This is a genomic window from Streptomyces deccanensis, assembly GCF_022385335.1.
GTDB classification, from domain to species: domain Bacteria; phylum Actinomycetota; class Actinomycetes; order Streptomycetales; family Streptomycetaceae; genus Streptomyces; species Streptomyces deccanensis.
Genome location: NZ_CP092431.1, coordinates 5,275,765 through 5,287,636 on the forward strand (window position 1 = coordinate 5,275,765; position 11,872 = coordinate 5,287,636).

The 11,872-nt window shown below is 73.7% G+C and carries 11 protein-coding genes; 4 read left to right on the forward strand and 7 right to left on the reverse strand.

Features of this window, described 5'->3' with window-relative positions:
* Positions 1 to 34 precede the first annotated feature (34 nt).
* From L3078_RS23515 to L3078_RS23525, 3 genes are all read right to left on the reverse strand, one after another.
* Positions 35 to 1,072, reverse strand: a complete 1,038-nt coding sequence (locus L3078_RS23515) for an endonuclease/exonuclease/phosphatase family protein (RefSeq protein ID WP_239755931.1) — start codon at positions 1,070 to 1,072, stop codon at positions 35 to 37.
* A 214-nt stretch (positions 1,073 to 1,286) separates the two neighbouring features.
* Entirely contained in the window at positions 1,287 to 1,736 is a 450-nt protein-coding gene (locus L3078_RS23520) for a DUF7144 family membrane protein (protein WP_239755932.1), read from the reverse strand.
* A gap of 207 nt (positions 1,737 to 1,943) precedes the next feature.
* Positions 1,944 to 2,759, reverse strand: a complete 816-nt coding sequence (locus tag L3078_RS23525; RefSeq protein WP_239755933.1) for an alpha/beta fold hydrolase — start codon at positions 2,757 to 2,759, stop codon at positions 1,944 to 1,946.
* A 74-nt stretch (positions 2,760 to 2,833) separates the two neighbouring features.
* Here L3078_RS23525 and L3078_RS23530 point away from each other — a divergent pair, with 74 nt between their 5' ends.
* A complete protein-coding gene (locus L3078_RS23530) occupies positions 2,834 to 4,288 on the forward strand; it encodes an aminotransferase-like domain-containing protein (protein WP_239755934.1) in 1,455 nt (484 codons plus the stop codon).
* Here L3078_RS23530 and L3078_RS23535 read toward each other — a convergent pair.
* On the reverse strand, positions 4,203 to 5,141 hold the full coding sequence (locus L3078_RS23535) for a hypothetical protein (RefSeq protein ID WP_239755935.1): 939 nt from the start codon (positions 5,139 to 5,141) through the stop codon (positions 4,203 to 4,205). The two genes, L3078_RS23530 and L3078_RS23535, sit on opposite strands and share 86 nt — an antisense overlap.
* Before the next feature lie 191 nt (positions 5,142 to 5,332).
* Here L3078_RS23535 and L3078_RS23540 point away from each other — a divergent pair, with 191 nt between their 5' ends.
* Positions 5,333 to 5,830, forward strand: coding sequence for an SH3 domain-containing protein (locus tag L3078_RS23540; protein ID WP_239755936.1), 498 nt, complete (start codon positions 5,333 to 5,335; stop codon positions 5,828 to 5,830).
* A 3-nt stretch (positions 5,831 to 5,833) separates the two neighbouring features.
* Here L3078_RS23540 and L3078_RS23545 read toward each other — a convergent pair whose 3' ends face one another.
* Positions 5,834 to 6,310 carry a hypothetical protein gene (locus tag L3078_RS23545; RefSeq protein WP_239755937.1) on the reverse strand — a complete coding sequence of 159 codons (477 nt, stop codon included), beginning with the start codon at positions 6,308 to 6,310 and terminating at the stop codon, positions 5,834 to 5,836.
* 147 nt (positions 6,311 to 6,457) lie between these two features.
* Here L3078_RS23545 and L3078_RS23550 point away from each other — a divergent pair, with 147 nt between their 5' ends.
* Positions 6,458 to 7,684 carry a PP2C family protein-serine/threonine phosphatase gene (locus L3078_RS23550; protein WP_239755938.1) on the forward strand — a complete coding sequence of 409 codons (1,227 nt, stop codon included), beginning with the start codon at positions 6,458 to 6,460 and terminating at the stop codon, positions 7,682 to 7,684.
* A 95-nt stretch (positions 7,685 to 7,779) separates the two neighbouring features.
* Entirely contained in the window at positions 7,780 to 9,045 is a 1,266-nt protein-coding gene (locus L3078_RS23555) for a hypothetical protein (RefSeq protein ID WP_239755939.1), read from the forward strand.
* Between the two features lie 334 nt (positions 9,046 to 9,379).
* Here the strand turns inward: L3078_RS23555 and L3078_RS23560 are convergent, their stop codons facing one another.
* Both L3078_RS23560 and L3078_RS23565 read right to left on the reverse strand, forming a co-directional pair.
* Positions 9,380 to 10,714 (reverse strand): sensor histidine kinase, encoded by a 1,335-nt coding sequence (locus L3078_RS23560; protein ID WP_239755940.1) that lies wholly within the window; start codon positions 10,712 to 10,714, stop codon positions 9,380 to 9,382.
* Between the two features lie 58 nt (positions 10,715 to 10,772).
* A complete protein-coding gene (locus L3078_RS23565) occupies positions 10,773 to 11,504 on the reverse strand; it encodes a response regulator transcription factor (protein WP_239755941.1) in 732 nt (243 codons plus the stop codon).
* Positions 11,505 to 11,872 lie beyond the last annotated feature (368 nt).

The window sequence follows — 11,872 nt, forward strand, 5'->3', positions numbered from 1 at the left end:
CCAGGACCTTCGTCAGGACTTTCGCCAGGACCGCTCACCCGCGCCGGTGCAGCGCGAGGTCCACGGTGACGGCGTTGTGGTCGGTGCCGGACAGCGCCCGGAAGCGGACCTCGCGGGCGGAGAAGTCCTTCTCGGAGACGAGGACGTGGTCGATCTGGACGCCGAACCTCGGGGTCGTCCGGGAGGGCCAGGTCGGCCTGCGGTCCTGTCCGGTCAGCCGGGCGGCGTCGCTCATCCCGGCGTCGAGGATGGCGCGGAAGACCGCGTGGTCCTGGGTGGCGTTGAAGTCCCCGGCCAGGATGGTGGGCGTCTCGGTGTCCTTCGCCGCGTACGCGCGCAGCGCGCCGAGCTCCCGCCGCCAGGTGTCCAGCTGGCCCGGCAGCGGCGGCATCGGGTGCGCCAGCTGGAGGCGTACGGGGTGGCCCTCGACGTCGGCGACGGCGCCCGGCATGCCCATCGAGCCGGGGATCGGGTCGGTGGACTTCAGGGGGTACCGGCTGAGGATGACGGAGCCGGTGGAGCCGTAGCCCTCGACGGACCGGCGGTGGGGGTAGTCCGGGGTCCGGCCGCTCAGGTCGCCCAGCGTGTCGCGGAGCTTGGCCGAGCAGGTGAGTTCGCACTCCTCGACGAAGACGATGTCGGGGCGCTCCCGGCGTACGGCCTTGACGAGGGCGTCGGTGCCGTGGCCGAACTGCACGTTCGACGTCATCACCCGCACCTCGGCGAGGACCGGCCCGGTCGGCTGGCTCGCCTTGCCGTACGGCTCGATGTACCAGGCGAGCGCGCCGAGGAGCACCACGCCCCAGGTCAGGGCGATCCAGCGGCGGGAGAGGAGCGCGAGGAGGAGGGCGAGGGCGGTGGGGGCGAGCAGCCAGGGCAGGAACGCGAGGAGCTGGGGGACCGGGGTGAAGGCGTCGATGCCGACGGCCCGGGAGCCGGCGACGAGGGTGACGCCGAGGAGGAGCAGGACGGCGAGGAAGGCCTTGCCGCCGTGCCGTTTGCGCGGGCGGGGCCCGGCTGCCGGTGCGGGGTCCGGGACGGGGTCCGGCCGCTCGATGGTCGCGCTCTCCACGGCCGGTGCCTTTCGCTGCTGTTTGCGGGTCCTTCTAAGGACGGGCGGGGTGGGGGGAAGGTTGCGCCGGGGGTGGGATCGGGGAGGGGTGTGTGGGCGGGTGCGGGTCCGGTGGGGGCTGGTCGCGCAGTTCCCCGCGCCCCTGAAGAGCGAAGCCGGGGCTGCGCCCGGCTTCGCTCTTCGGCCCGTAGGGGCGTCGTCGTTCGGCGTACGCCTACGGCGTGGGGTCCGGGGACGTCGCCAGGGACCAGACCACGAAGACCGCGATGCCGATGCAGATGACCGACCAGACGGGCGCGTACGGCAGGAACATGAAGTACTCGATGGCGAACAGCGAGGTCAGGGCGATTCCCACCGCGCGGGCCCAGGTCTGGCCCTGGATGACGCCCCACCCGGTGGCCAGGACGCAGAGTCCGATCACCAGGTGGATCCAGCCCCAGGTGGTGAGGCTGAACTCGAAGACGTAGCTGCCGATGTTCGTGTACACGTCGTCCGTGGCGATCCCGGCGATGCCGTTGAGGATGCCCATGACGCCGATGACCATCATCAGGACACCGGCGAACACCATCCCGCCGTGGGCCCACTCCGAGCGGGCGCCCCGGTGGGACATCGGCGTCTCCTGCGACGTGGTGTTCGAGCGTGGTGCGGTGCTGTGCTGGGCCATGAGGGCCTCCTCCGAGGGATGGACAGCTCACCCGCATGCTCACGCGGCGGGAGGAGGGCCGCATGTGGTGTAGGCCGAATGGGTGAAATCGGGAGGAGGGGGGCGTGGGAGGGCCGGGACGGGGTACCGGGACGCGCCCCGTGCTCGGCGCTCAGCGCAGGCCGGGCGCGACCCCGTGCTCAGTGCTCAGCGCAGGCCGGGCGTGGCTCAGCGCAGGCCGGGCGTGGCTTCGTCCAGGCGGGTCAGGAAGGCACCCAGCGCCTTGTTGAACTCCTCCGGGCGTTCCAGGTTCGGCAGGTGGGCGGCGTCGTCGACGACGTGGAGGGTGGAGTCGGGGAGGGCGGTGTGCATGGCCTCGGCGTCGGAGACCGGGGTGTACTCGTCGTCGGCGCCCACGACGACCAGCGCCGGGACGGTGACGCGGGTGAGCAGCTCGCGGTAGTCGGGGCGCTCGGCCCGCCCGCGCAGGGCCGCCGCGGCGCCCTCCGGGTCGGTGGCCGTCATCATGCGGCGCACATGGGCCGCGACGTCCGCGTCGGCGTACGGCGCGACCATCTTGAACAGCACCTCGTCGGCGTACCCCGCCATGCCCTCGCGCAGCAGCCGGTCGGCCATGGCGTTCCGGGCCCGCCGGCCCTCCCCGGTCTCGGCGGCCGGGAAGGTGTCGGCGAGGAGGAGGCCCCGGACGCGGTGCGGGAACAGGCGGTAGCACTCCATCGCGATCTGGCCGCCCATGGAGAGCCCTCCGAGGACGAACTCCGGGACCCCCAGGTCGTCCAGCAGTGCCGCGATGTCCTCGGCGAAGGTGGACAGCGGGGTGACGCCCGGGACGACGGGGGACCGGCCGTAGCCGCGCAGGTCGGGCGCGACGACGCGGCGGGAGGCGGAGAACTCGGCGATCTGCGGGGACCACATCGTGCGGTCGAAGGGGTGGCCGTGGACGAGGACGAGGGGGACGCGGGCGACGGGTCGGCCCGCGGAATCGTGTTCCCCTTTGTCCTCGTATGCGAGGAAGGTGGTCATGGAATCGACCCTAGGGCGCCCCAACTCCTCGGTGCAATAAGATCTTTGCCCTCGGTGCAATGAGGAGGAAGGCCGTGGCCGACTACCGGCGTATCGCCGATCGCGTCGCGGACGACATCGCGTCCGGGCGGCTGAAGCCCGGTGACCGGCTGCCGCCGCAGCGGCTGTTCGCACGGCGGCGGGGGATCGCCGGGTCGACCGCAGGGCGCGTGTACGCGGAGCTGGTGCGGCGCGGGCTGGTGGTGGGGGAGGTCGGGCGCGGGACGTTCGTCCGGGCGGCGCCGACGGCGGCGTCGGCGGGGCGGGCGCTGGCCGAGCCGGCGGGCCCGGCGCCGGTGAACCTGGAGCTCAACTACCCCTCCGCGCCGGGCCAGTCGGAGCTGCTGGCCACCGGGCTGGCGCCGTTGCTGCGGCCGGACGTGCTGACGGACGCGCTGCGTACGGCGCCCGCGACCGGTACGGCCGCCGCGCGCGAGGCGGCGGCCGGGTTGCTGGCCACGGCCGGCTGGCGCCCTGACCCGGAACGCTTCCTCTTCGCCGGGAACGCCCGCCAGGCCATCGCCGCGGCCCTCGCCCACCTCGTACGGCCCGGGGGCCGCGTCGGCGTCGAGTCCCTCACGTATCCCCTGGTCAAGGAGATCGCCGGACGGCTGGGGGTGACCCTGGTGCCGCTCGCGACGGACGGGGAGGGGCTCCGGCCGGAGGCCGTGGCCGCCGCGCACCGGGCCGCGCCGCTGTCGGCGGTGTACGCGCAGCCGACGCTGCACAATCCGACGTCCATGACGATGGGGGCGGGACGCCGGGCCGAACTCGCGCGAGTGCTCCGGGAGTTGGACCTTCCGGTGATCGAGGACCGGATCTGGTCGTTCCTGGCGGGCGGCGATACGGGCACGGGCGGCGATACGGGCACGGGCGGCGCTCGGCCCGAGAATGCGGGCGGAGGTGTCGGTGACGCGGCGGCGCTGCCGCCGTTGGCCGCGTACGCGCCCGAGCGGGTGTACGTCGTGGACGGGCTGTCCAAGCGGGTGGCGCCGGGGCTGACCGTCGGGTTCCTGGTGGTGCCGGAGGGACGGGTCGGGGGCGCGGCGGCCGCGTTGCGGTCGGGCGGCTGGGTGGCCGGGCGGTTCGCGTTGGAGGCGGGGGTGCGGTGGATCGGGGACGGCACGGTCGAGCGGCTGGTCGCGGCGAAACGGGCCGACGCGGCGGCACGGCAGCGGCTGGTCGCCGAGCACCTCGCGGGGTTCACCGTGCGGGGGGACGCACGGGCCTACTACGCGTGGTGGGAGCTGCCCGGGCCCTGGCGGGCGGACACGTTCCGCGCGGCGGCCGCCGAACGGGGCGTGGCGGTGACCCCGGGGCCGGCGTTCAGCGTCGCGGGGGCGGGGCGGGGGACGGCTCCGGGCGGTCCGGCGGCCGGCGCCGCGGCTTCCGCCGCCGACTGCGTCAGGCTCGGGCTCGCGTCGGTTCCTCCGCCGGTGCTGGCGGGGGCGCTGCGGACGCTCGGCGATGTCGTACGAGGTGGCCCGTGAGCCAGGCGGTCGCGGCCACGGTCGTACCGAGGAGCAACAGCCCCCAGGTCACCGTGCGCAGGGTGGCCGTGAGGGCGTCGTAGACGGCACCCGCTGCCGCCGGGGAGACGTCCGGGGGCAGGTCGGCGAGGGTGAGGTGGCGGCCGAGGGCGACGGCGACGCCGAGCAGCGCACCGCCGAGCGCCGCGCCGAGACCTGTCGCGCAGACCGCCCGACGACGCTGCGTCGCGACGAGTACGCCCCCGGCGGCCAGTGCGAGCGCACCGACCGGAAGCCAGAACGCGGCGATTTCGAGCACGCGATACCCCTTTCGAAGCTGGACCAGTTCCGTGGCCGACAACACCTCGACCTCGGTGCGCGCGACCGGGATGCGGTGGGCGAACGGCACGTGGTCGCGCACGAGTTGCCGTTTGACGCGCTCGGCGACCGGTGCGAGGTCGAGCGCCACCCCCCGCGCCCCGCCGACGCCGGGCCCGCCCGCGCCGCCGCTGTCGGTGTCGTCCGCGCGCACCGCCGTCAGCACCGCGTCGTGCGCCGCCCGGTTCACCATGTGCCACGCCGTGCGGAACGCCTCGGTCTGGGTGAAGGAGCGCGCCGCCTCGTGCGTGAACTCCCGTACCGGGCCCCGCAGTGGCGGCCCCACCCGGACCTCGCGCAGGACCCCGGCGGCGACCGCGTCCGCGAGCGCCTCCCGTACGGCCGGGTCGGTGGCCAGCGGCGCCATGACCGCCTCGTACCGCGTCCGGTCCGCGAGTTCGTACGTCGCCCACGCGGCCAGCGCGCCCACCGGCGTCAGCAGGCAGGCGAGCGCGGTCAGTACGGCCGACAGGGCGCCGCGGGCACGGTGGGACACCCCTCCAGGCAAGACCCCCGCCCACGACGTCGCGAGCGCTCCGGACCCACGTGACTGCGAATGGCCCCACAGGACAAGCCGAACGGGGAGGGGCGGCGGCGGAGTCCGCTCCGGTGGAGCACTCACTCGAACGGGTGTTACCTGGAGGAAGAGTGACAGGGGTGGCGAAGGGGGTGCCGAGGAGGCAAGGCATGCGTAGTGACCCGCGTACTCCGAGTTCTTCCCTCTCCCCGAGTTCTCCGCCCACTTCTGCCCTGCGGGCCCTCGTCGCGGCCGGGATCACCGGTGGTGTGCTCGCGGTGTCGGCGCTCGGCACCACGGCGGCGGGCGCCTCCGACGGCTCCGTCCGGGGCACGGTCGTCTCCGGCGGCGACCTCAACCTCCGCGCACAGCCGACCACGGACTCCCGCGTCGTCGGCTCCCTCGCGCCCGGCAGCCGGGCCGTCGTCGACTGCGAGGTCCGGGGCCAGAAGGTGTTCGGCGACCCGCACTGGTACTGGCTCGGTGACGTCCGAGGCTGGGCGAGCGCGGTGTACGTCGACACGCACGGGCGCTCGGTGCCGAACTGCACGGACCCGTGCCCGAACTGGAAGGACTGCGATCCCTGCCAGGACGGGCACGGTTCCGGGTCTGTCTCGTTCACGTGGACCTTCACGGCCTCCGGCACCTGGGAGTGGGAGGAGGAGTGAGAGTCAGCGCAGGCGGTGGCCCGTCGCGTCCTCGTGGGTGTAGTAGCGGTAGAACGCGACCGCGAACACCGCCGCCGCGACGGCGAGGGACATGAGCGTCGCGCGCACCACGGTGTGCTGGGGGGCCTGGCTGTAGAGGAAGCCGAAGGCGCAGCCGGCGAAGGCGGCCCAGAGGACGGCGTGCGGTTCGCGGCGGAGGAGGGGTGCGACGGTCTGTACGGCGATGAAGAGCGCCGCGAACACGAACGCGGTCACGAAGCCGAAGAGGAGGTTCCAGCCGGTGATGGGGCCGGCGTCACGGTTCATGGCCGCGGCCCAGTAGCCGTAGACGAGGCCGAGGACCACCGGCAGGATCAGCTTCGTGAGCCGGTGGGTGCGCTCACTGAAGACGTCGGGCGTGGCCGGCCCCGCCGACCTGCCCGGGACCGAGGGCCGACCCGGGATCACGGGCCGCCCCGGAGTGGGTGCCGATTGAGCCATGGGAGCACTCCTCTCTTCCCTCCCCCGCCACTCTCCGCCCCGTCTACCAGACCACACCTGGGGAGGGCCCCTGGCAAGTCGGGGGACGGGGGTGGTGACGGGGGTGGGCGGATGCGGGGGGCGCGGGGCCGTGTTTCGCTGGTGGGCATGCGGATGCGGATGCCGGTGCCGCTCGGGCGCCGGGAGCCGGACCCCGTCGCGCGGCAGCAGCCGCTGCGTATCCGCGGGCGGAACGTCGCCTGGCTGCCGCCGCTCGTCGTGCTGCTCGCCGTACCGGTGGTCGACTGGATGACCGGCGGCGACTTCCGGGTCATCTCCTGGCTGGTCCTGGTCCCGGGCACCGCCGCCGCGGTCTGCCGGGTGTGGACGACGGCGCTGTTCGCGGCGCTCGCGATGTTCATGTACATCCTCGGCGACAACTCCTGGCCCCACCAGGAACGCACCGGCCTCCCCGACTTCGTCCTCGTCGCCCTCGGCGGCATCCTCTCCGTGCTGGCCTGCGCGGTACGGCTGCGCGGCCAGGAGCGCATGCTGCACATGCGGGCCGTCGTCGACACCACCCGCCGTATCCTGCTCCGCCAGCTCCCGCCGGACGTCGGCGGCCTGGACCACGCCGAGATCTACCTCGCCGCCGACAGCGAGGCCCGCGTCGGCGGTGACTTCTACGACATCCAGCCCAGCCCCCACGGCACCCGCGTCGTCATCGGCGACGTCCAGGGCAAGGGGCTCGCGGCGGTCGAGGCGGCCTCCGTGCTGCTCGGCACGTTCCGCGAGGCCGCCTACCACGAGGCCGACCCGGCCACCGTGGCCGAGCGGTTGGAGACCCGTATGGTCCGCCACGTGCGCTACTGCGCGCACGTCGGCCGCGACGACGCCGAACGCTTCGCCACCGCCGTCCTCCTCGACTTCCCCGAACTGCGCAGCGCGCGCACCGACTGGGGCCCGGACCTCACGGGGCTCGACGCGCTCACCGTGGACGTCGTCAACTTCGGCCACGAACCCCCGCTGCTGCTCTCCCCCCTCGGGGTGCGCTTCCTCCCGATGGAGGACGGACTGCCGCTGGGGCTCGGTGAGTTGGCGCCGCGCGACACCCGGACGGCCACCGTGCGGCTCGCCGCCGACGAGACGTTGCTGCTGGTCACGGACGGGGTGACGGAGGCGCGTGACGGGCGCGGGGTGTTCTTCCCGCTCCGCGAGTACCTCGCCCGCGCCCTCGCCGCCGGGGCGCCCGTCCTCGACCCCGAGTGCCTGGTCGGCCTCGTCCGTGACGGCGTCCTCGCCCACACCGGCGGCGGCCTCGACGACGACACGACGATCTTCGCGGTGCGCCGGGCGACGGAGCCGCTGCGCCGGGCTCCGGGCGCCCCGCGGTGAGCGCTCGCGCCCTGCTCCTGCCCTGCTCCTTTCCCCCTTCGCACGTGCAGCGGTTACCGTGCTGGCTGGTGCAGGTGATCGACGGGGAGGGAACGATGCCCGGAACGGTGCTGCTGATCGCGGCCTCTCCCATGGGCAAGGGGTGCCTGGTGGACGCGGCCTCCGTGCTCCCCGTACTGGCGGCCGTCACGCCCGAGGTGCTGTCCGGCACGGGGACGGCCAACGTCGTGGAGCTGGCCGATCCGCTGGAGCCGCAGGCCGTCCTGACGCGGTTGCGTGCGGCGGCCACCGCGCCCGGACCGCTCACCGTGTACCTCGCCGGGCAGCTGCAACTCGACCGCAAGCAGCGGCTCGTGCATCTGGCGCTGGCGCGTACGACACCGGCGACCGTGCGGTACACCGCGTTCCCCTGGCACTGGATCGTGGAGGAGCTGAGGCTGCGTACGCCCGGGACGACGACGTTGTTCGTCGATCTGCACGCCGACGCGGAGGTGTGGCAGCAACTGGCCGGACAGCCGTTGACGCTCGGGCCGGGGGTGAGCGTGTACGGGCGGGTCGCGCCGCCGGTTGCGGGGGTGCGGCGGAGCGTGGCCGTGCCGGGGTACATGAAGGCGCTGGCGACCATACTGCGGAGTGGACAGCGGCCGGAGCCGGCGGTGCTGCACGAGCAGGTGCTCGCCCGCACGGGAGGCTACGGCGACCTGGTCCTCTCCTACGACGCCACGGGCGGGGTGCGGGGTGCCGTGCCGCGGGCCACGCCGGGTGCCGTGCCGGGTGCGGTGCGGGGTGCCATGCCCGGAGGTCTCACCCCCGCCGCCCCCACCCCTCCCCGTCCGCAGGGTGCCGCGCCCCAGGCGTCCCGAAGCCGTCCTCCGGCCCTGCCCGCGCCTCCGGCGAACCCCCCGTCCACGCCCCCGGCGAACGACGCGGCCGTGGTCGACCCGCACGCCGCCATCAGTGCGGCCGTCGGGGCCGGGCTGCATGCCGAGGCCGACGCCCTTGCCGCTCGGTGCGAGCAGGGGGCCCTGCGGGAGTTCGGGGACGGGTCGGAGGAGGTCCTGCACTGGCGGGAGGTGCGGGCGGACCTGGCCATGTTCGCGGGCGACCCGGCGGGCAGCTGCGCGGCCTGGATGGGGGTCGCCCGGGCGCGGCTCGCGGCGGGACGGTCGGCCCAGGACCCGGCGGTCGAGGCCGCGGTCGACCGGGCGCACCACCAGTGGGGGTTGATCACGGACACCGCGCGCGCCCATGAACTCGGCGTGGAATTCGTGGAGTTGCGGGACCGGGTGCCGGGACGACGCGCCGGCGCACTGGAGCACGCCCGGCAGCACCTGGCCGAACTGCGGCGGCAGCCCGCGTAGATGCTCCGGCGGCAGCCCGCGTAGACGCTGCGGCGGCGGCTGGATGAGGGATGAGGTCGGTCCGGCACGTACCCGGTAGGCCGAGCCGGTCGATGAGCCGTCGTTCCGTTCGTCATAGATCGATGAGCCGTCGATCAGGGCGAATGCCGGGCCGACCTCGGAGGGGGAGTTGTACGAGGTCACCCTGTGCGTACACAGGGTGGACACCGCACGTTGATCACTTAAGCGGTCGTCGCTCCGGAACGGATCGGAGCCGCATCAGAGATCGCTCAGAAACTCCCCAGCCGTGGGTAAAGTCCACATCGGGTCACCACCCATGGGTTATGCGGGCGGTTCAGGAGGGCGCCGGGATGCGCACCCTGAACCAGGCTCCTCGGCGCGAGGGTTCGGACGGTTCCAGGGTGACCACGCCCCCGTGGGCCGTCGCGATCGCCGCCACGATGCTGAGGCCGAGCCCGCTGCCGGCGGCCCGCGTCTCCGCGCCGCGTACGAAGGGGTCGAAGAGCCGGGCGCGGAGTTCGGCGGGGATCCCCGGGCCGTCGTCCAGCACCTCGATCACCCGGTGGCCGTCCTCCGTACCGAGCCCGAGCGTGGTCGTCGTCCCCGGTGGCGTGTGGACGCGGGCGTTGGCCAGCAGGTTGGCGACGAGCTGGTGCAGCCGCAACGGGTCACCGGTGACCGTGTGGTCGCCGGGTGCCAGCAGCAGCCGTACGGGACGGTCGGGGTGGCAGGCACGGGCGGCGGAGACCGCGTCGCGGCACAGCTGGGCCAGGTCCACGCAGGTCAGTTGGAGGGGCTGGCCGAAGTCCAGGCGGGTCAGCAGCACCAACTCGTCGATGAGCGCGCCCATCCGGCCGACCTCGGTGGTGATCCGGTCGAGCGCCTCCCGCCGCATCGGTTCGTGGGCGGGGTCGTCGACCCGGGCGAGTTCGGTGTAACCGGAGATCGTGGTCAGCGGGTTGCGCAGCTCGTGCCCGGCGGCAGCCATGAACTCGCGCAGCCGCCGCTCGGTGTCCTGCCGTTCCCTGACCTCTCGGCGGCCGAGGCGGCGGGCGCCGATCAGGACGGTGGCCAGGAGGGGGAGCGCGGCGGCCGTCTCGACCTGGAGCAGGTGCGCGACGGCCCGCCGGTCGTCGGCGGTGGACCGGGCGGTGACGACGTAACCGGCCTGGTGATCCCGGCCAGCGTCCGTCGTGCGCACCACCTTCGCGCGGTAGCTTTTCCCGAACGCCGAGGGTTCCGACCGGGCCGCGTACGCCTTCAGCCGGGCGGACGTCAGTGCCGGGAACGCGGGCAGGCCCGCCGACCCCGGGTGACGCTCGACGACCCTGCCCCGGTCGTCGAGGACGAGGACGAGACCGTTCTCGCCGAGGGGCGGGGCCGGGGGGACCGAAGCGGAGGGGGCGCCGCTGGCTCGCGTGATCTCCTGGTCGGTGCGGGCGGTGAGGTGGTGGGCGAGGGTGTGGGCGGAGAGGGCGGCGACGGCGCCCAGGGTCGCGATCATGGCGATCAGCCAGAAGCAGACGGTGCGTTGACCCGTGCGGTGGGGGCGGATCGGACGCTCGACCGGGGGCAGGGGGCGGCCGGGAAGGGGCCGCGGGCTCGTGTCGTCCGGGGCGAGCAGCCCGACGGCCCGGATGTTCTCCCCCAGCCCGGCGAACCCACTCACCGCCACGACCCACCCGGCCGACGGGGCAGGTCGGCGATGGGCCCGGAACGGGCCCCGTTCAGCTCGCGCACAGTTGGTAGCCCACTCCTCTGACCGTTCGTATGAGGGACTGGCCCGGCTCGCCCAGTTTGCGGCGCAGATAGTAGATGTACGTGTCGACGACGCCCGAGCCCTCGTCGCGGTGGTTCCAGACGCGTTCCTGGATCTGGCGCCGGGACAGCACCCGGCCGGGGTTCTCCATCAGGTAGCGCAGGAGGGCGAATTCGGTGGTGGTGAGCTCGACGGGGCGGCCGTCGGCCCAGACCTGGTGGGCGTCGATGTCGAGCTGGACCGCGCCGGCGCTGAGGCGGTTGCGGTCGGGCGCGGAGTGTCCGCCGCCGGCCCGGCGCAGCAGGGCGCGCACGCGGGCGGCGATCTCCTTCAGCTCGAAGGGCTTGACGACGAAGTCGTCGCCGCCCATGTCCAGCCCGCGGACCCGGTCGTCGACGCCGCCGAGCCCGGTGAGGAACAGCACCGGGACCGTGTTGCCCCGGTCGCGCAGCGTCCGGCACACCTCGAAGCCGCTCAGGTCGGGGAGGTTGACGTCGAGGAGGATCAGATCGGGGTCGTACCGGGTGACGGCCTGGAGGGCCTGGCGGCCGGTGGCCGCGGCGGTCACCTGGTGGCCGAGGAACTCCAGCGCCATCGTCAGCATGGAGCGGATCCCCTCCTCGTCGTCCACGACGAGGAGGCGCCCCGGCGAACCGGCGGGCGGGACTGTTGAAGAGGCGGAGGGCACAGGCGTGGTCATGTCCTGTTCCTTTGCGACCGTGGCCTCAGATTGAGGTCTCAAGTTTCGAACAGGGCCGTATCGTCACACGTACCGGCAGGTAAGGGAGACCGCTTCCGGCATCATTCGGAATCCCCCGTTCCCCGCAACTCGCCCGCGGCGCCCTCCCGGCTCACCGCGCACCCCTGGGGGCGCTGAGCAAGGATGTCGACCTCGGGCCCCTCTCCGTTCACCTGTCATCACGTCATGGCCACATATTGCTCCCGTGAACCCCTAGGCATGTTCAGGCCATTCTTGGTTGCCTGCTGCTCAGGTGAGTGTCCGGGGCATGTCTTTCACCTCGGCTGCCCCCTCCCCGCCATCGCTTTCCGGCCATACCGGCGGGTAGC